Annotated in this window: 22 protein-coding genes; 7 read left to right on the forward strand and 15 right to left on the reverse strand. The window is 69.7% G+C overall.

Going from position 1 to position 23,188, the window contains the following annotated elements:
- Positions 1-56 precede the first annotated feature (56 nt).
- Genes FHU38_RS19675 through rsmD form a run of 3 tightly spaced genes read right to left on the reverse strand, consistent with a single transcriptional unit; the run spans position 57 to position 1,611 of the window.
- Entirely contained in the window at positions 57-461 is a 405-nt protein-coding gene (locus tag FHU38_RS19675) for a ribonuclease domain-containing protein (RefSeq protein WP_167173538.1), read from the reverse strand.
- A gap of 49 nt (positions 462-510) precedes the next feature.
- Positions 511-993, reverse strand: coding sequence for a pantetheine-phosphate adenylyltransferase (gene coaD, locus FHU38_RS19680; RefSeq protein ID WP_167173540.1), 483 nt, complete (start codon positions 991-993; stop codon positions 511-513).
- Positions 994-1,050: 57 nt separating this feature from the next.
- The gene (gene rsmD / locus FHU38_RS19685; RefSeq protein WP_167173542.1) at positions 1,051-1,611 is read right to left on the reverse strand and encodes a 16S rRNA (guanine(966)-N(2))-methyltransferase RsmD; all 561 of its coding nucleotides are present in this window, start codon (positions 1,609-1,611) and stop codon (positions 1,051-1,053) included.
- A 113-nt stretch (positions 1,612-1,724) separates the two neighbouring features.
- Here rsmD and FHU38_RS19690 point away from each other — a divergent pair, with 113 nt between their 5' ends.
- From FHU38_RS19690 to FHU38_RS19700, 3 genes are all read left to right on the forward strand, one after another.
- Positions 1,725-3,887 carry a HelD family protein gene (locus tag FHU38_RS19690; RefSeq protein ID WP_167173544.1) on the forward strand — a complete coding sequence of 721 codons (2,163 nt, stop codon included), beginning with the start codon at positions 1,725-1,727 and terminating at the stop codon, positions 3,885-3,887.
- An 8-nt stretch (positions 3,888-3,895) separates the two neighbouring features.
- Complete coding sequence (locus tag FHU38_RS19695) at positions 3,896-4,891, forward strand: LLM class flavin-dependent oxidoreductase (protein WP_167173546.1); 996 nt, start codon at positions 3,896-3,898, stop codon at positions 4,889-4,891.
- Positions 4,892-4,963: 72 nt separating this feature from the next.
- Positions 4,964-5,674: a SagB/ThcOx family dehydrogenase gene (locus FHU38_RS19700; protein ID WP_167173548.1), complete on the forward strand. Its 711-nt coding sequence runs from the start codon at positions 4,964-4,966 to the stop codon at positions 5,672-5,674.
- 24 nt (positions 5,675-5,698) lie between these two features.
- Here FHU38_RS19700 and FHU38_RS19705 read toward each other — a convergent pair whose 3' ends face one another.
- The 4 genes from FHU38_RS19705 to FHU38_RS19720 form a co-directional block, all read right to left on the reverse strand.
- Entirely contained in the window at positions 5,699-6,520 is an 822-nt protein-coding gene (locus tag FHU38_RS19705) for an arginase family protein (RefSeq protein WP_167173549.1), read from the reverse strand.
- 159 nt (positions 6,521-6,679) lie between these two features.
- Positions 6,680-10,063 (reverse strand): pyruvate carboxylase, encoded by a 3,384-nt coding sequence (locus tag FHU38_RS19710; protein ID WP_167173552.1) that lies wholly within the window; start codon positions 10,061-10,063, stop codon positions 6,680-6,682.
- Between the two features lie 119 nt (positions 10,064-10,182).
- Complete coding sequence (gene recG / locus FHU38_RS19715) at positions 10,183-12,339, reverse strand: ATP-dependent DNA helicase RecG (RefSeq protein WP_167173554.1); 2,157 nt, start codon at positions 12,337-12,339, stop codon at positions 10,183-10,185.
- A 1-nt stretch (position 12,340) separates the two neighbouring features.
- Positions 12,341-13,915 (reverse strand): DAK2 domain-containing protein, encoded by a 1,575-nt coding sequence (locus FHU38_RS19720; RefSeq protein ID WP_167173557.1) that lies wholly within the window; start codon positions 13,913-13,915, stop codon positions 12,341-12,343.
- Positions 13,916-14,060: 145 nt separating this feature from the next.
- Between FHU38_RS19720 and rpmB the strand changes: the two genes are divergently transcribed.
- Complete coding sequence (gene rpmB / locus FHU38_RS19725; RefSeq protein WP_009152965.1) at positions 14,061-14,252, forward strand: 50S ribosomal protein L28; 192 nt, start codon at positions 14,061-14,063, stop codon at positions 14,250-14,252.
- 90 nt (positions 14,253-14,342) lie between these two features.
- Here rpmB and FHU38_RS19730 read toward each other — a convergent pair whose 3' ends face one another.
- The 4 genes from FHU38_RS19730 to FHU38_RS19745 all read right to left on the reverse strand — a co-directional run bounded on the left by FHU38_RS19730 (position 14,343) and on the right by FHU38_RS19745 (position 17,240).
- Entirely contained in the window at positions 14,343-15,020 is a 678-nt protein-coding gene (locus FHU38_RS19730) for a uracil-DNA glycosylase (protein ID WP_167173559.1), read from the reverse strand.
- A 182-nt stretch (positions 15,021-15,202) separates the two neighbouring features.
- On the reverse strand, positions 15,203-15,724 hold the full coding sequence (locus FHU38_RS19735) for a gamma carbonic anhydrase family protein (protein WP_167173561.1): 522 nt from the start codon (positions 15,722-15,724) through the stop codon (positions 15,203-15,205).
- Between the two features lie 6 nt (positions 15,725-15,730).
- On the reverse strand, positions 15,731-16,201 hold the full coding sequence (locus FHU38_RS19740; protein ID WP_167176326.1) for a GNAT family N-acetyltransferase: 471 nt from the start codon (positions 16,199-16,201) through the stop codon (positions 15,731-15,733).
- 70 nt (positions 16,202-16,271) lie between these two features.
- On the reverse strand, positions 16,272-17,240 hold the full coding sequence (locus FHU38_RS19745) for a thiamine-phosphate kinase (RefSeq protein WP_167173563.1): 969 nt from the start codon (positions 17,238-17,240) through the stop codon (positions 16,272-16,274).
- 120 nt (positions 17,241-17,360) lie between these two features.
- On the opposite strand from FHU38_RS19745, the gene FHU38_RS19750 reads away from it, so the two are divergent.
- Together FHU38_RS19750 and FHU38_RS19755 are read left to right on the forward strand one after the other, a co-directional pair.
- Entirely contained in the window at positions 17,361-17,594 is a 234-nt protein-coding gene (locus tag FHU38_RS19750; protein ID WP_009152960.1) for an Lrp/AsnC family transcriptional regulator, read from the forward strand.
- A 32-nt stretch (positions 17,595-17,626) separates the two neighbouring features.
- Positions 17,627-18,169 (forward strand): DUF3515 domain-containing protein, encoded by a 543-nt coding sequence (locus FHU38_RS19755; RefSeq protein WP_167173565.1) that lies wholly within the window; start codon positions 17,627-17,629, stop codon positions 18,167-18,169.
- Positions 18,170-18,187: 18 nt separating this feature from the next.
- On the opposite strand, the gene FHU38_RS19760 is transcribed toward FHU38_RS19755, so the two are convergent.
- Positions 18,188-19,285: a D-alanine--D-alanine ligase family protein gene (locus FHU38_RS19760; protein WP_167173567.1), complete on the reverse strand. Its 1,098-nt coding sequence runs from the start codon at positions 19,283-19,285 to the stop codon at positions 18,188-18,190.
- 11 nt (positions 19,286-19,296) lie between these two features.
- Positions 19,297-20,679 (reverse strand): MocR-like pyridoxine biosynthesis transcription factor PdxR, encoded by a 1,383-nt coding sequence (gene pdxR / locus FHU38_RS19765; RefSeq protein WP_167173569.1) that lies wholly within the window; start codon positions 20,677-20,679, stop codon positions 19,297-19,299.
- Positions 20,680-20,749: 70 nt separating this feature from the next.
- On the opposite strand from pdxR, the gene FHU38_RS19770 reads away from it, so the two are divergent.
- Positions 20,750-21,424 carry a pyridoxamine 5'-phosphate oxidase family protein gene (locus FHU38_RS19770; protein WP_167173571.1) on the forward strand — a complete coding sequence of 225 codons (675 nt, stop codon included), beginning with the start codon at positions 20,750-20,752 and terminating at the stop codon, positions 21,422-21,424.
- On the opposite strand, the gene FHU38_RS19775 is transcribed toward FHU38_RS19770, so the two are convergent.
- Together FHU38_RS19775 and FHU38_RS19780 are read right to left on the reverse strand one after the other, a co-directional pair.
- Positions 21,355-21,837, reverse strand: coding sequence for a cysteine dioxygenase (locus FHU38_RS19775; protein ID WP_167173573.1), 483 nt, complete (start codon positions 21,835-21,837; stop codon positions 21,355-21,357). The two genes, FHU38_RS19770 and FHU38_RS19775, sit on opposite strands and share 70 nt — an antisense overlap.
- A gap of 311 nt (positions 21,838-22,148) precedes the next feature.
- A complete protein-coding gene (locus FHU38_RS19780) occupies positions 22,149-23,186 on the reverse strand; it encodes an NAD(P)H-dependent glycerol-3-phosphate dehydrogenase (RefSeq protein ID WP_167173575.1) in 1,038 nt (345 codons plus the stop codon).
- Positions 23,187-23,188: the final 2 nt, after the last annotated feature.

Below are 23,188 nucleotides of genomic sequence, written 5' to 3' on the forward strand. Positions count from 1 at the left end.
CTCCAAGTCTGCCCGGTCCGGGTGGATTTGCCGCGAAGGAGTGCCGTGCGGGCGTGTCAGCTGACGTCGATGAGCACGAAGCTGGCGTAGTGGTCCGCGGTGTAGAAGTACTCGCCCGCGTCACCGGTGACAATGCGCCGCGCCCCTCGGTCCGGGCTGCCGGGGGTCTCGACCGTGTACTCGTGGTAGTAGCCGGTGTCGCAGTCGGGCAGCAACCCCTCGCGGTTGTAGAACACGCCGCCGTCCTGCGGATACGGGAACGGCCCGCCTGCCTCGATGAGGTCGTAGGTTTCGCCTGCCTCCTCCGGCAGCTCCCGCAACGGCACCTGCTCGAAGGAGGAGGTGTCGCCGCACTCGGCGGAGGGGCTGAGTTCGGCGGCGGCCACGTTCGCGCCGCCTGCCACGAACGTGGCCAGGAACGCCAGTAAGATCGCGACGATTCGCGCAGAGTGGTTGGTCATTTTCGAACCGTAGCGAGTACGCGTGATCGCCGGGTGGCTTCCGGGTGAACTACTCCGGACACGGCAGCCGCTGGGCCAGCCGCTCGTTCACCACCTCGGGCACCATCTGGGAAACGTCCCCGCCGTAGATCGCGACCTCCTTGACCAACGAGCTCGAAAGGAAGCTGTAGGCGGGGTTGTTCGACATCAGCAGCGTCTCCACTCCGGAGAGCTCCCGGTTCATCTGCGCCATCTGCAGCTCGTAGTCGAAGTCGCTCACCGAGCGCAGTCCCTTCGCGATCGCCACGATGCCGTGCTGGCGGCAGTAGTCCACCAGCAGGCCGGGCCAGGAGTCCACCCGCACGTTCGGCAGCTTCTCGGTGATCTCGCGCAGCATCTCCATCCGTTCCGGAATGGAGAACAGTCCCTGCTTCTTCTTGTTGACCAGCACGGCTACGACGACCTCGTCGAACAGCTGCGCCGCTCGCTCAATGATGTCGAGGTGCCCGTTGGTCACTGGGTCATAGGAACCGGGACAGACCGCTCGCCGCATGGTGCGGACGCTACCAACCGGCGCACGGTATCGCCCGAGATGTGACGCACCGCTCGTTCACGGCTGTGCGGCGTGTTCGGCGAAGAACAGCGCGGTGTCTCCGTAGCGCTTCGACCGCACCTCGCGAAGCCGGTCCGGCCACGGCGGCGACCCGTTCCGCACCGCCCGCTCGACGATCACGAGCCCGCCGGCGGCAAGCCATCGGCCCGTGACGAGCGCGCTCAGCACGGTGGCGAGCACCTCCTCCGGCATGCCGTACGGCGGGTCGGCGAGCACCAGATCGAACGGCTCCTCCGCGGGCCGCGCGAGTACCGACTCCACCCGGCCGTGGCGCACGCTTCCGCCGAGACGAAGCGAGGTCACATTGACCCGCAACGACTCAACGGCCCTACGGTCGGACTCGACGAACAGCGCCGTCGCCGCGCCCCGCGAGAGGGCCTCCAATCCCAGCGCGCCGGAACCCGCGTACAGGTCGAGCACCCGCGCACCCTCGAGTTCGCCCGCCGCCTCCAGCGCGTTGAACAGCGCCTCACGCACCCGTTCCGACGTGGGCCTCGTGCCGTGCGCGGGAACCCGCAATACTCTGCCGCCCGCTCGGCCCGCGACGATCCTGGTCATCGTCGCATCCTCGCAAGCGGCGTGAGAAGCGGCGGGACGTGGTGATGCCGTTTCCCGAGGCGCGTAGAGTCGTTCTTCCCCTTTCCCGGCAATTGAGCTGCGAGGAGCGCTGAGTGTCGGAACCTCGGGTCAGACGGGCCGAGATCGCCAACGAACAAGTCCACGTCGACCGGGTGTACGCCCGGCTCGCGACACTTCGCGAACAGGCGGAAGCCATGCGCGCGAAGGGGTACGAGATCGGCCACGGCGCTCAGCGTGAGGCCGTATTCGAGCAGGCCTCGATGCTGTTCGAGCGCGACATGATGGTGCACCACGCCAACCAGACGCTGCAGACGCTGGACGCCGAATACGAGGGGCTGGTGTTCGGCAGGCTCGACCACCACGGCTCCGAAACCGTCTACGTTGGCAGGCTCGGCATCCGCGACGCGGAGTTCAACAACCTCGTCACCGACTGGCGCGCGCCCGCGGCGGCGCCGTTCTACCAGGCCACCGCCGAGGACCCGATGGCGGTGGTGCGGCGCAGAGTCATCCGCTGCTCCGGCCAGACGGTGCTGGATGTCGATGACGACGTGCTCATGCCCGAGGCCGTACCCGACGACATGCGGGTCGTCGGCGAAGGCGCGCTGATGGCCGCACTAGGCCGCGCCAGGGGCGACCGGATGCGTGACATCGTCGCCACCATCCAGAAGGAGCAGGACGAGATCATCCGTGCGCCGTGGCGGGGCGTGACGGAAATAACCGGAGGTCCGGGCACCGGCAAGACGGCCGTCGCACTGCACAGAGCCGCGTACCTGCTGTACCGCTACCGGCGTCAGCTCGGCGGCGCGGGAGTGCTCGTGATCGGGCCCTCTGGAGTGTTCACCAACTACATCTCGCGGGTACTGCCGTCGATGGGCGAGACCAACGTGGAACTGCGCGCGCTGGGACAGCTGCTCGACGGCATCGAGGCCACCAGGCACGACCCAGCGCCGCTCGCCGCGATCAAGGGTTCGCTGCGGATGCGCAAGGTGCTGGCCAAGGCGCTGCGCGACACCCCGCCGGACGCACCCACCGAGATGCGCATCAGCTACCGGGGCGAGGTGCTGAAACTGACCGCCAAGGAGCTGGAACGCGTGCGCCGCCGGGTGCACAGTCAGGCGGGCCCTCCCAACAAGTCCCGCGTGCGCGCGGCCGAGACGTTGCTGGCGGCGCTGGCCGACAAGGCGCAGGAGTACGCAGAGGCGGACGGGCGCGGTTTCGACAGGGCCGAGCTGATCACGGAGTTGGGCGAGCGAATCGACTTTCACCGGTTCCTCGTGGTGTGGTGGCCGGTGCTGTACCCGGCGCAGGTGCTGCGCTGGCTCGGCGACGAGCGCAGGCTCACCCGCGCGGCCAGATCCGTGCTCAGCGCCGAGGAGATCACCCTGCTCGCCCGGTCGGTCGCGCAGGCACCTGCCGGCTGGTCAGTTGCCGACATCGCGCTGCTGGACGAGCTTCGAGTGCTGCTGGGTCCGCCGCCGAAGCGGCGTCGACGCTCGACGCTCGAACTCGATGCCGAGCAGGCGAGGGACAGCAGGACCACCGGCGCCCGGCAGCGGCCCGAACACTACGACGAGTACTCCCACATCGTGGTGGACGAGGCCCAGGACCTCTCCCCGATGCAGTGGCGGATGGTGGGCAGGCGGGGCCGCTACGCGAGCTGGACCGTGGTGGGCGATCCGGTGCAGAGCTCATGGCCGGACCCTCCGGAGGCACAGCAGGCGCGCGACCAGGCTTTCGGCGCACGAACCGCGCGCAGGCGATACACGCTGCGTACCAACTACCGAAACTCCGCGGAGATCTTCGAACTGGCACAGCGGGTGGTGGCGGGCCACGCCGAACCCGACGAGCTGCCGAGGGCGGTGCGCGAAACCGGGCTGGTGCCACAGCTTCGCACCGTCGAACCGGCGACTCGGGAAACGGCTGTGCAGGCCGCGGCGAAGGAGATGCTGGAGGCGGTGGAGGGCACCGTAGGTGTCGTCTGCGCCATGGGCAGGGTCGAGCAGACCCAGCAGTGGCTGACCGCGCAGGCCGACGAGCGGCTGCGGGTGGTCGGCAGCCTCGACGCCAAGGGGCTGGAGTACGACGCGGTGGTGTTGCTCGAACCGACCGAACTGATCGAGGAGTCGCTCACCGGCAGGCGAGTGCTGTACGTGGCGCTCACGAGGGCAACTCAGCAGTTGGTGATCCTGTCCTCGCGGGACGGCTGGCTCCCCTCGGCGGCTCACGGGAATGCCGACCCCGCGCCCACGCGTTGATCAGCGATGTGACTTCGCTGCGTGACACCCGGCTGTCGGTGCTCGACCTGTCCCCCGTCGTCAGCGGCTCCGACGCCGCCGCGGCGCTTCGCAACACGCTGGATCTGGCCAGACATACCGAAGCGCTGGGCTACCACAGATACTGGCTCGCCGAGCACCACAACATGCCTGGCATCGCCAGTTCGGCGACGGCGGTGCTCATCGCGCACGTCGCCGACGCGACGGGTCGTATCCGGGTCGGCTCAGGTGGCGTGATGCTGCCCAACCATGCGCCGCTGGTGGTGGCCGAGCAGTTCGGCACGCTGGAGGCGCTGCATCCCGGACGTATCGACCTCGGCATCGGCAGGGCTCCCGGCACCGACCCGCGCACGGCACGCGCTCTGCGTGGCTCCGACTCGGCGGGCGCCGAGGACTTCCCGCAGCAACTGCGGGAGCTGCTGGCCTACTTCGAGCCCGATCCCGGCCGCCCTGTCAACGCGGTGACCGCCGAGGGCAACCGGCCACCGGTGTGGCTGCTCGGCTCCAGCGGTTACAGCGCACGGTTGGCGGGAGCGCTCGGCCTGCCGTTCTCGTTCGCGCATCACTTCGCCCCGGAGAACACCCTGCCCGCGGTGCGCCTGTACCGGGAGTCGTTCCGACCGTCACCGGTGCTGGCCGAGCCGTATGTGATGCTCGGCGCGGCCGTGGTCTGCGCCGAGACCGACGAGCGGGCCCGGTGGCTCGCGGCGCCGAGCGGGCTCACCTTCCTCAGCCTGCGCAAGGGCAGGCCGATCCCGCTGCCGACGCCCGAGGAGGCGGCCGAGTACCCCTACACCGACGTCGACAGGGCGTTTCTGGAGCAGCGGCAGGCGAGCAACGTGGTGGGTGCGCCAGAGACGGTCCGCAAAGGACTGGAGGCGCTCGCGACCGATACCGGTGCCGACGAGCTCATCGTCACCACGATGGTGTACGACCACGAGGACAGGAAGCGCTCGTACGAGCTGGTGGCCGAGCTGGCGAACTGACGGCCACGCGCCACCCGAACGGGTTACGATGCGCCGGTGTCTTGCCAAGTGGGAGGCGACCGGAGGCGTTGAGTGAGCAGCCGTGAAACCACCGAGCGTGCGTTGGCGGTACACCGGCTACTGAACTCTCAGCGCCCGGTGCCAGCCCAGCCGCTGCCGGATGGCCGCCGTATCCCCCTACCCGATGTCCACCCGCCGAAAGCTGACCTGGTGGCGACGCTGGCGAGGAGGCGGTCGACCTACTCCCGCGTGGATCGAGACCTCGAGCTGCCAGCACTGAGTGGGCTGCTCCGGTTCTCGGTAGGTGTGCAACGCTTCGTTCCCGCGTTCGGCGTCGAGGAGTACCCGCTGAGCATGGCCCCCAGCGCGGGCGGGCTCGACATCCTGCGCGCCTACGTGCTGGTGCGCCGCGCCGAGCGGGTCGAGCCGGGGGTGTACCGCTACGAGGCCCTTTCCCACGAGCTCATCGAGCTGTCCTGCGCCGATCCGGTGCCCGCGCTGCAGCACGTGTACCTGCAACACGAGTTCGTCTCCAACGCGGCGGTGTCGGTGGCACTCACCGCGCGGCTCGACGTGGCCTTCGACAAGTACCCGCTGCGGCACTACCGCACGCTGCACGTCGACTCCGGTGTCGCCGTGCAGAACCTATATCTGGTTGCCACCGCGCTCGGCCTTTCGTGCTGCGCGGTCGCGGGTTTCGACGATGCCGCGCTCGGCGTGCTGCTCGGACTCGGCGACGGCGAGATCCCGACGATGCTGTTCGCCGTCGGCCACTCCGACTGAAGCAGGCGGAACACCACCTACCGTTCACCTCGCCAGCAGCCGACCCAGCACTTCGAACAACGGACGCAGCGGCTCCACCTGGTCATGCGTGCTCGCGGCGCACTCGGTGACCGCCGCGCCGACGACCTCCAGCTCCGCAAGCCCAGCCACGGCCGCGACCAACCACGCGAGGCTGATCCCGCCTGGTTCGTGGTAGCCGGTCCAGCCGAACTCGCTCGGGTCCAGCACATCCAGATCGATATGCAGGTAGACCTTCGTGGCGGCGGCTTCGCGCAGCACGGCGAGGAGGTCGCGCGGGTCGGTGGGTGGCGGCACATGGCACACGAGCCCTGCCTCGACCACCTCCCGCTCGGCCGCGTCGAAGGTGCGCGTGCCCGCGAGCACCACCCGGCCCGTGGCCACGGCCGGGCTGGCGGCGAACTCGGGGTCACCCTCGCCGAGCAGCGCGCGCAGCACCATGCCGTGGAACGCGCCAGATGGTGAACTGGCCGGGGTGTTGCAGTCGGCGTGCGCGTCGAACCAGACGACGCCGAGATCCTCGCCGTAGCGGTAACGGGCGACGCCTGCGGGCACCAGGTCTGCGCCGCAGTCGCCACCGATGGTGAGGACCTTTCCCTCGGGAACTTCAAGAGCGGCCAGTTGCGCGTCCCGGTTTCGCACCAGCACGGACCTGTTGCCGACGCCGTCCACAGTGTCCGATCCGGCCGACTCCACCGGCACGAAGTGCACCGGCTCCGCGAGCACCTCGGCCGCGAGCCTGGCCAGTGTCCGGCAGCCGTCGGGCAACCGTCTCGCGGCGCCTTGCCACAACGCTCCCTGCCATTGCGGCACAGCGTGAATGCGCATCGGCCGATCGTAGCGGTGTTGAGCCGGACGGTCGGTGTACCTCGTGTTCGCGGGGTGGTGTGCTGCCAACGCCGCACCGCTGCCCGCGAGCCCGAGCCGGAACGCGGAACTCGCGGGCAGGAGCGGGGGACTCGCGGGCAGGAGCGGGGGACTCGCGGGTTACTCCAGCACGAGCAGCAGGTCTCCGCCTTCCACCTGCTGCACCGAGTTGGTGGCGAGCCGTTGCACGGTTCCGCTCACCGGGGCGGTGATCGCGGCCTCCATCTTCATCGCCTCGATGGTCGCCACGGTGTCGCCCGCCTCGATGGTGTCGCCTTCCGCCACCGAAGTGGTGACCACGCCCGCGAAGGGAGCCGCGATGTGCTTGGGGTTGTTCTTGTCTGCCTTCTCCTTCGCGGGCAGGTCGGAAGCCACCGAGCGGTCGCGCACCTGGATCGGACGCAGTTGACCGTTGAGTGTGGCCATCACCGTTCGCATGCCCCGCTCGTCGGCTTCCCCGATCGCCTCCAACTCGATCAGCAGCCGAACCCCCGGCTCGAGATCCACGGCGTACTCCTCACCCGGACGCAAGCCGTAGAAGAAGTCCTTGCTCGGCAACACGCTGGTATCTCCGTAGGACTCCCGATGGCCCTGGAACTCCTTCGTGGGCCCGGGGAAGAGCAACCGGTTCAGCGCGACCCTGCGGTCGGAGGCCAGCTCAGCCTTGTCCTCTTCGGACAATGGCTGGACCGGCCGCGGCTCCGCGCGCCCGCGCAATGCCTTGCTGCGGAACGGCTCCGGCCAGCCGCCCGGCGGGTCACCGAGTTCGCCGCGCAGGAATCCGATGACCGAATCAGGAATGTCGTACTTGTCCGGCTCGGCCTCGAAGTCCTCGGGCGACACTCCCGCACCCACGAGGTGCAGCGCCAGGTCGCCGACCACCTTGGACGAAGGTGTGACCTTCACCAAGTGGCCCAGAATCCGGTCCGCGGCCGCGTACATCGCCTCGATCTCGTCGAACCGGTCACCTAGGCCGAGTGCCCTCGCCTGGCTGCGCAGGTTCGAAAGCTGCCCGCCGGGGATCTCGTGGTGATACACCCGCCCGGTCGGTGAAGCCAGCCCTGCCTCGAACGGCGCGTAGATCTTGCGCACGATCTCCCAGTAGGGCTCCAACTCGCCGATGGCTTGCAGGTCGAGGCCCGTCGGCCGGTCCGAGTAGTCGGTGGCCGCGACGATCGCCGAAAGCGAAGGCTGCGACGTGGTGCCCGACATCGACGCCACCGCCCCGTCCACGGCGTCGGCGCCCGCCCCGATGGCCGCGAGGTAGGTGCCCAGCTGCCCGCCCGCGGTGTCGTGGGTGTGGATGTGCACCGGCAGGTCGAACTCCCTGCGCAGCGCGGTCACCAGCTTCACGGCCGCCGGCGCGCGCAGCAGCCCGGCCATGTCCTTGATGGCGAGCACGTGTGCACCCGCCCCGACGATCTGCTCCGCCAGCTTGAGGTAGTAGTCCAGCGTGTAGATCTTCTCGGCCGGATTGGACAGGTCGGAGGTGTAGCACAGCGCTACCTCCGCCACGGCGGTGCCGGTGGCGCGGACCGCTTCGATCGCAGGACGCATCTGTTCCACGTCGTTGAGGGCGTCGAAGATGCGGAAGATGTCGATCCCGGTGGCCGCGGCCTCCTCGACGAACGCATCGGTCACCTCGGTGGGATACGGCGTGTAGCCCACGGTGTTGCGGCCCCGCAGCAGCATCTGCAGACACAGGTTCGGCATGGCCCCGCGCAGCGCGGCCAGCCGCTCCCACGGGTCCTCCGCGAGGAAGCGCAGGGCGACGTCGTAGGTCGCGCCACCCCAGCACTCCACCGACAGCAGCTGCGGCACCGTCTGGGCCACCACGGGCGCGACGGCGAGCATGTCCTTGGTGCGCACCCGCGTGGCCAGCAGCGACTGGTGGGCGTCACGGAAGGTGGTGTCGGTGACACCGATGTGGGGTGACTCGCGCAGCCACCGCGCGAACCCCTCCGGCCCCAGTTCGGTCAGCTTCTGCTTGGAACCGGGTGGCGGCTCACCGTCGCGCAGCGCGGGAAGTTTCCGCTCGGGGTCGATCAGCCGGGGCCGCTCGCCGTTGGGCTTGTTCACGGTGACGTCGGCCAGGTAGGTCAGCAACCGGGTACCTCGGTCGGCCGAGTGACGCGCGGTCAACAGGTGCGGGCGTTCCTCGATGAACGCCGTGGTGATCCTGCCCGCCTGGAAGTCGGGGTCGTCGAGCACCGCCTGCAGGAACGGGATGTTCGTGGCCACACCCCGAATCCGGAACTCGGCGACGGCGCGGCGGGCTCTTCCCACGGCGGTGGCGAAGGTGCGACCCCGGCACGTGAGCTTCACCAGCATCGAATCGAAGTGCGCGCTGATCTCCGTTCCGGCGAAAGCGGTGCCACCGTCGAGCCTGATGCCCGAGCCGCCCGGCGAACGGTAGGCGCTGATCATGCCGGTGTCCGGCCGGAACCCGTTTGCCGGGTCCTCGGTGGTGATGCGGCACTGCAGCGCCGCGCCGCGCAGGTAGATCCGCTCCTGCGACAGGTCAAGGTCGGCCAGTGTCTCGCCCGCGGCGATCCGCAGTTGCGACTGCACGAGGTCGACGTCGGTGACCTCCTCGGTCACCGTGTGCTCGACCTGGATGCGCGGGTTCATCTCGATGAACACGTGGTTGCCGTCGCGATCGACGAGAAACTCCACGGTGCCCGCGTTGCGGTAGCCGATCTGCCGGGCGAACCTCACCGCGTCGGCGCAGATCCGGTCCCGCAACTGTGGGTCCAGGTTGGGCGCGGGCGCCAGTTCCACCACCTTCTGGTGGCGCCGCTGCACCGAGCAGTCCCGCTCGTAGAGGTGGATCACGCCGTCCTCGCCGCCCGTGCCGTCCGCGAGGATCTGCACCTCGATGTGCCTGGGTTGCACGACGGCCTTCTCCAGGAACACCGTCGGGTCGCCGAAGGCGGACTCGGCCTCGCGGGAGGCGGCCTCGATCGACTCCCGAAGCGTGCTCGCGTCCGAAACGAAACGCATCCCGCGGCCGCCGCCGCCCGCGACCGCCTTGACGAAGACGGGGAAACCCAACTCCTCGGCCGCGGCCGCGAGAGTATCCACATCAGATGACGGCGCGGAGGAACCGAGCACGGGTACGCCCGCCTGCCTTGCGGCCGCCACCGCCCTAGCCTTGTTACCTGTCAACTGCAGGATCTCCGCGCTGGGGCCGACGAACGTGATCCCCGCCTCTTCGCACGCACGGGCCAGTTCCGGGTTCTCCGAAAGGAAGCCGTATCCGGGGTAGATGGCGTCGGCGCCCGCCATGCGGGCGGCGCGGACGATCTCCTCCACGGAAAGGTAGGCGCGGACGGGGTGTCCTTGCTCACCTATCTCGTAGGCCTCGTCCGCCTTGAGTCGATGCAGCGAGTTGCGGTCTTCGTAGGGAAACACCGCGACCGTTCCCGCGCCCAGTTCGTAGGCGGCACGGAACGCGCGGATGGCGATCTCACCACGGTTGGCGACGAGCACCTTGCGGAACATGAACCGGTCCTTCCCGTTCTGCGGATCGGCTGGCCTTTGGGACGTTACCCCGCGGTTGTCGCCTCGTGGGAGGTCGCTCTCACGTACTGGACCGCGAGGCAGTCACCGACCGGCCACGCTCACGACTTCTCCAGGTACTCGGCCCTGTCGATGTCGATCGTCTCCGCGACCATTCGCGCGAGGCCGGTGTGGTCGGCCAGCGCCGGGTCGGCCGCCACGATTCGCCGCGCCACCGTGCGTGCGCTCGTGATCACGTCCTCGTCGCGCAACAGGGACAGCAACTTCAACGCCGATCGCTTGCCCGACTGGGCGGCACCGAGGATGTCGCCCTCCCTGCGCTGTTCCAGGTCGAGCTTGGACAGCTCGAAACCGTCCAGCGTCGACTCCACCGCCTCGAGTCGTGCCCGCGTCGATGTACCCGCGACGGCCTCGGTCACGAGCAGGCACAGCCCGGGCACGTCACCCCTGCCGACACGGCCGCGCAACTGGTGCAGCTGGCTCACCCCGAACCGGTCGGCGTCCATGATGACCATCATGGTGGCGTTCGGCACGTTCACGCCCACCTCGATCACCGTGGTCGCCACCAGGACGTCGAGCGATCCGGTAGCGAAAGACCGCATCACGGCATCCTTCTCGTCGCTTGGCAGCCTGCCGTGCAGCACACCGACGCTCAGCCCGTGCAGCGGCCCCTCCGCCAGCTGTGGGGCCAGCTCCAGCACGGCGATCGCGGGGCGCCTTTCGCCGGTGTCCGACGGCGGCTCGTCGCCGATCCGCGGGCACACGACGTAGGCCTGGTGGCCCTTGCCGACCTCCTCCCGAACCCGATCCCATGCCCGCTCCAACCAGGCGGGTTTCTCCGCCACGGGAACGACCGTGGTCGAGATCGGCGAGCGACCGGCAGGCAGTTCCCGCAGCGAGGAGGTCTCCAGATCGCCGTACACGGTCATCGCCACCGTCCTGGGAATGGGGGTGGCCGTCATCACCAGCACGTGTGGAGTCGTGGAGCCCGCACCCCTCGATCGCAGCGCGTCGCGCTGCTCGACCCCGAAGCGGTGTTGCTCGTCGATGACCACGAGTGCGAGATCGGCGAAACCGACGTGCTCCTGGATCAGCGCGTGGGTGCCGACCACGATCCCCGCCTGCCCGCTCGCAGCCTCCAGCAGTGCCTGCTTGCGTTGCCGCGCGGGCAGCGACCCGGTGAGCAACGTGACCCGCGTGGCGTTGTCGGCGCCGTCCAACTCCCCTGCCCGCCCCAGCTCGCCGAGCAGTTCGCGCAACGAGCGCGCGTGCTGTGCTGCGAGCACCTCCGTGGGCGCGAGCAGCGCGGCCTGCCTGCCCGCGTCCACCACCTGCAACATCGCGCGCAGCGCCACGATGGTCTTGCCGCTTCCGACCTCGCCCTGCAACAGCCGGTTCATCGGGTGCTCGCCGGAAAGGTCGTCGGCGATACTCTCGCCGATCTCCCGCTGGCCGCTGGTCAGTTCGAAGGGCAGTCGGGCGTCGAACGCCTCGGCGATGCCTCCCGCCTTGGGCGGGCACGCGGGCGCGGGCCGGACATCCGCGGAATGCCTGCGTTGCGCGAAGACGAGCTGGATCGACAGCGCCTCGTCCCACTTCAGCCGCGTGCGCGCGGCGTCAAGCGCGTCCCAGCTCGGCGGCCGGTGAATGTGGTGCAGTGCCTCGTTCAAGGAGACGAGCCCGCGCTCCTCGCGCAGCTCCTCTGGCAACGGGTCGGCTTCCACCTCCAGCGTGTCGAGCACCTGCCGGACCGCCCTGGCGATGGACCACGACGGCAACCCCTGCGCCGCCGGGTAGACCGGGATGATCTCGGCGAGGAAGCTGTCCACCTCCGCCGCGTCGTCGTCGGGGTTGATCAGCTCGTACTCCGGGTTTGCCAGTTGCAGCGTGTTGCGAAACGCCGTGACCTTCCCGGCGAACAACCCGGTCCGGCCGGGCCGCAACTCCCGTTCCCGCCACACCTGATTGCCGAAGAACGCACACGACAACCTGCGGTACCCGTCGGTGATGGTGACCTCGAGGATGGAGCCCTTCCTCGCTCGCATCGGCTTCTTGGTCACCCGCTCCACCCGCGCCAGCACGGTGGCGTGCTCGCCGACTTCCAGCCCCGCGATGTCGGTCAGCTCTCCCCTGCGCGCGTACCGGCGCGGGTAGTGCCGCATGAGGTCACCCACGGTGTGCAAACCCAAGGCGTTGTCCAGCGCTCGCGCGGTCTTCGTACCGACAACCGAGGTCAGGTTGTCCCGCAGCACGGTCATGTCACTCCACACCCATCAGCAGCAGCGCGTCCGTCTGCCCACCGGGATAGCACACCAGTTCGACTTCCGGGTGTATCGCGTGCAGCCGTTCGGCGATCACCTCGGCGATACCCTCCGGTGCCTGGGCGCCGGTCAGCACCGTCACCAGCTCACCGCCGACGGCCAGCATCCGCTCCAGCACCGCCACCGCCGCCTCCGCGACCCGTGAGCCCGGTTCGATCAGCACGACCTCGCCGTCCACCAACCCCACCAGATCGCCCGCCTGCGCCCTGCCCACCCAGGTGATCGACTCCTGCTGTGCGACGGCGATGTCGCCGCGGTGAGTGGCCGCGGCCGCCTCGGCCATCGCCACCACGTCGGCGCCCGCGCGCCGTCGCGGGTCGTGCACCGCCAACGCGGCAAGCACCTGCACCGGCGAGGCACACGGCACCACGACGACGTCGAGATCGGCGAGCATGGGGTGGCCGGAGATCCGTTCGGCCGCCGAGGTGAGCGCGACGCCCCCGGGCAGCACGGTCACGTGCCTCGCGCCGGTCTCGGTGACGAGCCCGAGAAGTTCCTCGGCGCTGGGCTCCAGGCCGTCGCCGACAGCTAGCACGGGGACCCCTTCGGCGGCGACCAGTTCGGCGAGCGCGGCTCCGTGCACGACGGCGACCACGGCACGCTCGCCCCCCGTCACACCGCTGTCGGCGGGTGCCGGACTCATCAGCGGCTCGACGCGGATGTCGTGTGGCGTGCCGTGTCGCAGTCCCGCCTCGATGGCGGCGCCGATATCGGCACAGTGCACGTGCACAGCGTGCTCACCCGCGCCGTCGGCTGCCACCGTGACGCTGTCCCCGAGGCCCGACAGCGCCCTGCGCAACGTGGGGAGCTCCTCGTCGGCGATCCCGGACAGCAGGTACATGACCTCCCACGCGCGCGGCGGCGCCTGCTCGGGCGCGGCGACGGCGTTGAGAACGTGCTCCGGCTCCACCGTTTCTCCGGTGACGACACGGGCGAGCGCGTCGAGTACCGCAAGCAGCCCGCGCCCGCCCGCGTCGACAACTCCCGCCACGGCCAGGGCGGCGAGCTGCTTCGGAGTCTGTGCCAGCGCGTCGGCCGCCGCTTTGGCCGCGCTGGTGGCCACCTCGTCGAGGTCACCCTCACCCGCGCCCGCGGCGGCGGCATGCAGCACGCTGAGCATCGTGCCCGCCACCGGCCGAGCGACCGCGCCCGTCGCGACCCCGTCGGCTCTGCGCAGTGCCGCCGCCAACGCGGGCCCGTCCAGCTCACGCGCCTCACCCGCCGACTCGGCGATGCCGCGCAGCACCTGCGAGATGATCGTTCCGGAGTTGCCCCGTGCGGCGCGCACCGCGGCTCTGGCGAGCACGTCGAGCGCCGCTCCGGCACCGTCGGGCTCGGCGTGCGCGGCCAGCGCCGAGTGCGCGGCCGTGAGAGTGTGCAGCAGGTTGCTCCCGGTGTCGGCGTCGGCGACCGGGTAGACGTTGATGCCGTCGATGTCCTCCCGCAGCGCTTGGAGGCTCGACACGCACGCACCGGCCCATGCCCGCACGGCCGCCGAATCCAAGGCCCGCACCGCGTATCCTCCATGGCTGGATCGAGGGTTTCTCGCGAGGGTAGCGACCCGGCGGTAGAAGCCGGGAACGCACCGGTTACCCTGTTCGAGTTGCCCGGCTTCGCCGGGACGTTCGTGATACCTATTTCTTCGAGGAGTGTTCGACGTGGCTGCCGTGTGCGACGTCTGTGGCAAGGGGCCGGGCTTCGGCAAGTCGGTCTCGCACTCTCACCGGCGCACCAACCGCCGGTGGAACCCGAACATCCAGACCGTGCACGCGAAGGTCGGGCTTTCCCAGAAGAAGCGCCTGAACGTGTGCACCTCCTGCATCAAGGCGGGCAAGGTCGTTCGGGGCTGACGCCACAGGTTTTCAAGAAGGTTCTTCCGAGAATCGGCCCGGTGACCCGCGTGGTCGCCGGGCCGATTTTGTCGCGCGGCGGGATCGAATTCAGGGCAGCTTCCAGTCGATCGGCTCGGCATTCTGGCTTCGCAGCAACTCGTTGGTCCTGCTGAACGGGCGTGAGCCGAAGAAGCCGTTGTGCGCCGACAACGGGCTGGGGTGCACCGACTCCACGCACGGCACCGAACCCAGCAACGGCTTGAGCTTGCGCGCGTTGCTACCCCACAGGATCGCCACCAACGGCTTGTCCCTTGCGGCCAGCGCCGTGATGGCCTGCTCGGTGATCTCCTCCCACCCCTTGCCCTGGTGGGAGTTGGGCTTACCCGGCCGGACGGTGAGCGCCCGGTTGAGCAGCAGCACGCCCTGCTCGGTCCACGGGGTGAGGTCTCCGGTGGACGGCTGCGGGTGCCCGAGATCGTCGCAGTACTCCTTGAAGATGTTGACGAGGCTCTTCGGCAGCGGGCGAACGTCGGGCGCCACCGCGAAACACAGTCCGATCGGGTGACCGGGAGTCGGATAGGGGTCCTGCCCGACGATCAGCGCACGCACCTCGTCGAATGGCTGTTTGAACGCGCGCAGGATGTTCTCTCCCGAGGGGAGATATGTACGGCCCTCGGCGACCTCGGCGCGGAGGAACTCCCCCATCGCCGCGATCCGGTCAGCGACGGGCTCGAGGGCGGTTGCCCATCCGGGATCGACGATTTCGTGCAGCGGTCGCGCGGTCACGGCACGCGAGCTTAGCTCACCCGAGGGAACCAACCGAACGCCCTCCGCGAGTCCCCCGCTCCTGCCCGCGAGTCCCCCGCTCCTGCCCGCGAGTCCCCCGCTCCTGCCCGCGAGTCCCCCGCTCCTGCCCGCGAGTCCCCCGCTCCTGCCCGCGAGTTCCCCGTTCCCGTCGGCGACGGCGTTCAGTCCAGCCTGCGCAACTCGGCGCGGAACCGCTTGGCCCTGGCGACATAGCTATCCACCACGGCGGCGATCTGCTCCGGGCCGAACGCCGTGTTGGGTCTGGTCTTGGCGGGCACGCCGAGCGCGATGTGGCCGGACGGCACCCGTGAGTCATACGACAGCACCGCGCCCGCGCCGACCATTCCGCCGTCCTCGACGACGGTCCCGTTGAGCACCACCGAACCCGATGCGATGAGGCAACCGGTACCGATGGTTGCGCCCTCGACGTGCACCGAATGCCCGATCGCGGAGTTCTCCCCGAGAATCGTGGGGTGGCGTTGTGTGCAGTGCAGCACGCAGCCGTCCTGCACGTTGGAGCGCGAACCCAACTCGATGTAGCCGTTGTCCCCTCGCAGTACGGTGCCCGGCCACACCGACGCCCCCGCGGCGATGCGCACGTCACCGATCACTGTCGCGTCCGGATGAACGTAGGCATCGGGGTGGATGCTCGGCTCCAACTCCGCGAGCGCGTAGATCGCCATGCCGCTCTACAGTCCCTTCGCGAGGCAGACACTCAACGGGTCGTCACGGTAGTGCCCGAACTTGGCGATGTCGGTGTAGCCGCTGGAGCGGTAGAGAGCGATCGCCTCCGGCTGCCGGGTGCCCGTCTCCAGCACCACCCGCTTCCTGCCCGCGTCCACCGCGGTGCGCTCCAACTCCGCGAGCAGCACCCGCGAAAGTCCCCTCCCCCTGGCCGATGGCACCACGTACATGCGCTTCAGCTCCGCATCACCGGGCAGGAACTGGGGCGAGGGTCCCTCATGCGCGCGCCAGCCGCCGCACGCCACCGGCGCGCCCTCGAGGTAGCCGATGATGAAAAGCCCGTTCGGTGGCGCGAACTCCGACACGTCGACGGGCGTCACATCCGGATCGCCGTAGCGGGTCACGTACTCCTGCTGCACCTCGTTGATGAGCTTCACCGCGTCGGGGTGGTCGAACGGCACGGTACGGATGTCCAACCCGGTCATCGGCTCCTCCCACGGCGTCGGCGCGGTGGGGCCACCGCGCCTTTCGAGTCATCCAACCGGATCAACGCCAGTGTTCCCAACCTGTTTCCCGTTCGTAGGGCGCGCCGTCCACCGTCACACCGCTTTCCGGCATCAGCGTGGCACCGATTCTCGTCCAACCCTGCGGCAGGTCCACGGTGGAGGGGAATGTCGCGGCCAGCGCGTGATCCTCGCCACCGGTGAGCACCCAGTGCAGCGGGTCTGCCCCGAGCGCGGTGCCCACATCCACGAGTTTCGGGGCGACGGTGAGCAGTTCGGTGCGCACGTCGAACCCCACGCCGGACGCCCGCGCGAGATGCCCGAGGTCGGCGAGCAGCCCGTCGGAGACGTCGATCATCGAGGTGGCGCCCGCGATCGCGGCCTGCGGACCCGCCGCGTAGGGCGGTTCCGGGTAGCGCTGGGCGTTGACCACCCCCACCGGCGACCGGAAACCACGTCCGAGCACCGCGAGTCCCGCGGCCGCCCAGCCGAGCCTGCCGCAGAGGGCGAGGACGTCACCGGGCCTGGCGCCGGATCTGGTGACCGGTGGCCGCCCGCCAAGGTCGCCCAGCGCCGTGATGCTGATCACGATCTCCTTACCGCTCACCATGTCTCCGCCGACCACGCCGACGCGCGCCCGCTCCGCTTCCGCCGCGATGCCGTCGAACAACTCGGTCACCACCGACAGCGGCGTCTCGGGCGGGCACGCCAGGCCCACAACCACCGAGGTCGCCACCGCGCCCATCGCGCAGATGTCGGCCAGGTTGACCGCCACCGCCTTGCGACCGACGTTGCCGGGGCTGGACCAGTCCAGCCGGAAATGCACACCCTGCACAAGGGTGTCGGTGGTGACGACGACCCTGCCGTCGGGCGCCGCCACGACCGCCGCGTCGTCACCAGGACCGAGCAGCGTGGTCGACGGCTGTGCCCTCCCGGCCGTGACCTCACGGATCAACCCGAACTCGCCGATCGCCGAGACGGTCTGCCCGCCCGGCGTTGGGCTGCCGTCCACTCCCACCTCCGTTGTTACACAGGGCGCCAACTACTCGGATATCCGATCGTTGCTGCACTGAGGTACGTTGCTGCCAACGTTCCTATCCTGAGCACACCGTCGCAGACGAAGGGGCGCGCCGTGGTTCACGCATACATCCTCATTCAGACCGAGGTCGGGAAGGCGGCATCCGTCGCCGCCGAGATCGCGAACATCCCCGGCGTCACCAGTTCGGAGGACGTGACAGGGCCATACGACGTGATCGTGCGTGCCGCGGCGGACAACGTGGACGAGTTGGGGCAACTCGTCGTGGCGAGGGTGCAGAACGTCGAAGGCATCACGCGCACGCTGACCTGCCCCGTGGTCCACCTGTGAGTGTTACCGCGGCGGTGTGATGTGGTGGAGGCGTGACCGAGACCGGCGCACCTCCGAGGGCGTTTCTCATCGCCGCCGTGGTCCTGGCCACCGCACTCGCGGTGACGGTCGCGGTGTTCGGGCTCACCAGCAACGGCGACGAGGAAGGGCAAGGCGGTGACGTTGGCCCGCTTGCTCTGGTACCCGTGCCCGCACCGCAGGCCGAAAGCCCGCAGTGCGCCGAACTCGTGCGCGCGGCACCTCGCACACTCAAGTCGGCGGGCCGGATGCTGCCGCGACGCGAACTCGCCGAACCCGCCCCTCCCGCGACACTGGCGTGGGGCCAGCCGAACCCGATCGTGCTACGTTGCGGGCTCGACCGACCAGGAGAGCTGATCCGGACCTCGCCACTGCGCGTCATCAACGGTGTGCAGTGGTTGGAGGTCCCCGGCGACGGCTCGGCCACCTGGTACGTCGTCGACCGCGAGGTTTACGCTGCGCTCACCGTGCCAGCCGACGCGGGAACGGGCCCACTGCAGGACATCTCCGACACGATCTCGGCCACGCTGCCCGCCGTGCCGCTGCGGTTCGGCTGAGCGGCGACGACACCGGGTTCAGCGCAGGCCCGTTCCGCGCGCGAGCGCGGTCTCCACCAGCGTGGACAGCAGTGTCGGGTAGTCCATCCCTGTGACCGCCCACATCTTCGGGTAGGCGGACGTGGTGGTGAAGCCTGGCATCGTGTTGACCTCGTTGATGGTCAGCTCACCGTCGCTGCCGACGAAGAAGTCGACCCGCGCCAGCCCCTGACAGTCCAGCGCCTGGAACGCCCGCACGGCAAGGGCACGCAACCGCTCCGTAACGGAGTCGTCCAGCTTCGCGGGAATGTCCAGCTCGGCATCCTCGCCGAGGTACTTGGTCTCGAAGTCGTACCAGGCGTCCTCACCCTCGGCGAGCACGCGGATCTCGGCGGGCAGCGACGCCTCCACCCTGCCGTCGGGGAACTCCAGCACCCCGCACTCAACCTCACGCCCCACAACCGCCGCCTCGACGAGCACCTTCGGGTCGGTCTTCCTGGCAAGCGCCACCGCCTCGTCGAAGCGGCTGTAGTCGGTGACCTTGCTGATACCGATGGAGGAGCCCGCTCGTGCGGGCTTCACGAACACCGGAAGGCCCAGCCGCTCGCGGGTCTCCTCGTCCAGCGTGGATTGTCCACGCCGGATGGTCGCGTACCTGCCGACCGGCAGGCCCTCCGCGGCCAGCAACTTCTTGGCGTACTCCTTGTCCATGGCCGCGGCGCTGGCCAGTACGCCCGCCCCCACGTACGGGATCTCGGCCAGCTCGAGCAGGCCCTGGATGGTGCCGTCCTCGCCGAACGCACCGTGCAGCACGGGGAAGACGACGTCGACACCGCCGAGCACCTCGGCCTCCTGCCCTGGCTCGAGGCTCACCAACCCCTTGTTGGTCGGGTCGCCCGCCAGCACGAGGGACTTGCCCCCCTCCACCGAAGGCAGCTCCTTGCCCTGGATCCGCAGCGCCGCCGGGTCGCTGGTACCGAGCACCCAACCGCCTGCGCGGGTAATGCCGACCGGCACCACCTCGAAACGTTCGGGGTCCAGGTTGGCCAGCACGCTGCCCGCCGACACACAGGAAATGGTGTGCTCGGTGCTGCGGCCCCCGAAGACGACGGCCACTCGCGTCTTGCGGCTACTCATGGCCGGTCACCCTACCGCCGCACCGGCCGCAGGACCTCGACGAGCACCCCGAGCGCGTTCCGCAACGTGTCCTGGTCACATCCGGCGTAGCCCACCGCGATGCCGTGTGCGCTCGGTTCGCCGTCGAAGTGCCTGGCCAGGCCGTCGAGCAGGAGCCCACACCTTCGCCCTTCGGCCAGTCGCCGCCGTTCCTGCTCCGCCGAGCCGACCGGCACCACCAGGTGCGCGCCCGCGTCGTCGCCGAGCACCGGCACCCGCTCGCGCCTCAGCGCGTCGACGAGCAATGCCCTGCGCTCGGCGAGCTCCCTGCGCAGCCTGCGCAGGTGCCTGCCGAGGTCACCGTGCCTGGCCAGCTCCACCAACACCCGCTGGCCCGCGGGCGAGGGCCTGGTGCCGGTCGCGTCGCGGTAGTCCAGGATCGCGGAGGCGACACCGGCAGGTGCGACCATCCAGCCCGCGCCGAGCGTAGGTGTGAGGATCTTGCTCGTGGTGCCGAGGTGGACAACGACGTCCGGCGCGAGCGAGGCGAGCAGTGGAAGCGGCGCGACGTCGTAGCGAAGCTCGCCGTCGTAGTCGTCCTCGACGACGAGGAAACCCTCCGCGCGAGCCCGCTCCACCAACTCCACCCGCCGGGACGCGCTCATCCTGCTGCCCATCGGGTACTGGTGTGCGGGTGAGCAGTAGACCGCGGCGACCCCTGGCGGGACGGTGTCGGGGCGCAGGCCCTCCGAGTCGACGGGCACCGGTGCCACCCGCAGCCCGGCAGCGCGAAACGCCCGCACCGCCCGCTGGTACCCGGGCTCCTCGACGGCGACAAGCTGTCCAGGACGCAGCACGGCCGCGGCGAGTTCGACCACGGCCGCCGTGGTGCCGCCGGTGGCGAGCACCGAGTCGGTAGCCGCGTCGAGGCCACGGTGGCGCAGCAGATGCTCTGCGATCACCCCGCGGTACTCCGGCAGCCCTCGGCGGTGTGCCCGCCACAGCGGCGGGGTGTCGGCGGCGGCACGCCAGGCGCGCCGCCATGCCGCCCGGTCGATGCCGTCGGCCCACGGCACGCCCGGCGTGAGCACGAGCAGATCCGACGCGGGCTCGTCGTCGGGAACCGGGTGGTCACGCCGCGAGGCCGGGGTCGGCGGCGACGTGGTCACGTAGGTGCCGGAACCGTGCCTGCCCACGATCCAGCCTTCGGCGTTCAGCTGCTCGTATGCGGCGGAGGTGACGGTCCGGCTCACACCCAGCCTTCCAGCGAGCGCCCTGGTTGAAGGAAGCCGGTCGCCGCCTCGCAGGTGCCCCGTGGACGCGGACTCCCGCAGCGCGTCGGCGAGTTGCACGGCAAGCGGGACGGCGGAGTCCCGATCGAGCGTGACCGGCAGCGCGGTGTCACCCCTCGCCAACAAGTGGCCTCCTGATCGAATTCCTGTGTGGCTATTCCATGATGCCACTACCGGGTCGCAGACTTGCCGCATGCCGAGCCTTCCACCACTCTCGCCGACCACACGCAGCACGCTGACCCGCAACCGCGACAGGGCACTGCACGACCGCCAGGCCCTGTACTCCCTGCTCGACCAGGCGCTGGTGTGCCATCTCGGTGTCGTACTCGACGGCTCGCCCGTGGTGGTACCCACCGGGTTCGGCCGCGACGGGGACACGCTGTACCTGCACGGCTCCACGGGTTCGGCGAACCTGCGTGCGGCGCGCGGGGCCGACGTGTGCGTGGCGGTGACGGTCCTGGACGCGATCGTCTACGCCCGGTCGCTACAGCATCACTCGATGAACTACCGCAGCGCGGTGATCCACGGCACGGCTCGCCCAGTCACCGACGAACGCGCCAAGCTGCACGGGCTTCGAGTGCTGACCGAACACCTTTCGCCCGGTTCCTGGCAACATGCCCGCCACCCGAACGACAAGGAACTGGCCGCTGTGGCCGTGCTCGCGCTTGACCTGACGGAGGCTTCGGTGAAGCAGCGAAGCGGTGAGCCCACCGAGGAGCCCGCCGACCTCGCCGACGGCACCGCGTGGGCGGGCGTGCTGCCGGTGCAAACCACGTTCGGCGACCCGGTCCCCGCCACCTACGTTCCGCCGGGGACCGGTGTGCCCAGCCATGTGGCGGGACGCACGATCCGGCCTCCGGCGCGGTAGACGTGCACGCTGATGACGGGGTCGGGCCCCTCGTTGCTCACGCGGTGCACGTACCCGGGGCCGAACACCCGCGACTGCCCGGCTGACAGCAGGTGCACGCGCGCGACCGGATCGGCGTGGTCAGCGTGGTAGACGGTCTCGGTGAGCCGCCCACAAACGACGGTGAACGCGCCGGTGGTGTGGCCGTGGTCGTGCGGCTCGGCGAGCTGGCCGGGAAGCCAACTCAGCAGCCACACCTCCTGTTCGTGGTCACGTTCCAGCGGTACGGCGAAGCGCTCTGCGGGGTCGTAACGCAGCAACCCGCGCCAGCGGTCCCGGTTGGCGGCGTACTGCAGCGCGGTGCGCACCGGATGGCGCAGCGAGGCATCGGCACCGGAGGCGGGCACGATGGTGTTCTCGGGAACGGCGAACATGGGTTTCCTTGTCGGCGAGGAGGTCGAGCGGCGAAGTTCGGTGGTAGCCAGTCACCGACAGCGACAAGGACAGGCCGCGCAGCCGAGCCTGCCGGGACGGACAGCGCCCCGGTGTGCGGTCTCGACGTAGGTCAACACGGCAGCGAGCCAACCAGCGGCGGTGGGTCGCGTCAAACCGGTTCCAGTCCATGGACACGGTGCACCGGGAACGCAGAACTCGCGGGCAGGAGCGGGGGACTCGCGGGCAGGAGCGGGGGACTCGCGGGCAGGAGCGGGGGACTCGCGGGCAGGAGCGGGGGACTCGCGGGGGGTTAGGACCACTCGTGCTTCTGTTGGCGGCCGAGTAGTTCCGCTCCGGCCCGCGCCGGTGCGCAGCCTTCGTGACACACGCGGTACATCGCTTCGGTGATCGGCATGTCCACGCCGACCTGCGCGGCGAGCGCCCTGATGGAAACGCAGGAGGCTACGCCTTCCGCGACCTGACCGCCCTGCGCGGCCTTGGCCTCCTCGATGGTCTCCCCTCTGCCCACCCGCTCGCCGAACGTCCGGTTGCGTGACAGCGGGGAGGAACAGGTCGCCACCAGGTCGCCCACACCCGCCAGCCCGGCGAAGGTCAACGGGTCGGCTCCCAGTTTCGCGCCCAGCCGCGCCATCTCGGCCAGCCCGCGAGTGATGAGCGTCGCCATCGTGTTGGCCCCGAACCCCAGTCCCGCCGCCATCCCGCAACTGAGCGCGATCACGTTCTTGCAGGCGCCGGCCAGCTCACAACCGACGACATCGGTGTTGGTGTAGGGCCGGAAGTAGGAGTTGAACGCGGCCTGCTGGATCGCCACCGCCCTGTCGTGATCGGCGCAGGCGAGCACCGCCGCCGCGGGCTGCCCCTGCGCGATCTCCCTTGCCAGGTTGGGTCCGGACACGGCGACCACCTCGCCGGAGGGCACTCCGGCGATCTCGCTGATCACCTCGCTCATCCGCAGCAGCGTGTCCAACTCCACACCTTTGGCGAGACTGACGAGGATGGCGCCCTTCGGCAGCAGGTCGCGCCAGCGCACCAGGTTCGCCCGCAAGCTCTGGCTCGGCACGGCCAGCACGACCGCATCGGCTCCCTCGAGCGCCTTCGCGGGATCGGAAGTGGCACCGATCTGTTCCGGCAAAGTGATGCCAGGCAGGTATGCCTCGTTGCTGTGCCGCTGGCTGATCTCCTCCGCGACCTCGGGCCGGCGCGCCCACATGGTGACATCGCGGCCCGCGTCGGCGAGCACCTTGGCGAAAGTCGTCCCCCACGAGCCGGCCCCCAGGACGGTGACCCGCCGCACCTGTGGCTGAACTGGCTGAGATTCCGGAGACATCC

It is taken from the genome of Saccharomonospora amisosensis (assembly GCF_011761185.1).
GTDB classification, from domain to species: Bacteria; Actinomycetota; Actinomycetes; order Mycobacteriales; family Pseudonocardiaceae; genus Saccharomonospora_A; species Saccharomonospora_A amisosensis.